1 protein-coding gene is annotated in these 220 nt (G+C 40.5%); it reads left to right on the top strand.

Features of this window, described 5'->3' with window-relative positions; genetic code table 11:
* On the top strand, positions 1-220 hold a 220-nt coding region (locus tag DSM106972_RS52940; RefSeq protein ID WP_201800882.1), incomplete at both ends, for a hypothetical protein.

Raw genomic sequence — 220 nt, 5'->3', positions numbered from 1 at the left:
AATCAAGAAAATTATAGTTTTGAACCATCAGATGAAGACCTGGTTTGGGCAACAAAAGAATATTTACCATTACTGGTCTCCAATCCAGATGATTTACCCGCGTCTCAAGTAGTCGCGCAGGTGTTGGAACTCCCAGGCACCTATGGTTGGGAGTATTTTACCCAAATGGTTGTTTCTCAAGTTCCAAAAATTAAAGCATCCTTGCTCGCCTATTTAATTC

The organism is Dulcicalothrix desertica PCC 7102 (assembly GCF_003991905.1).
In the GTDB taxonomy this organism is placed as follows: domain Bacteria; phylum Cyanobacteriota; class Cyanobacteriia; order Cyanobacteriales; family Nostocaceae; genus Dulcicalothrix; species Dulcicalothrix desertica.
Note: the sequence above shows the minus strand (reverse complement) of the source record. Positions and strands in the feature narration are given on the sequence as shown.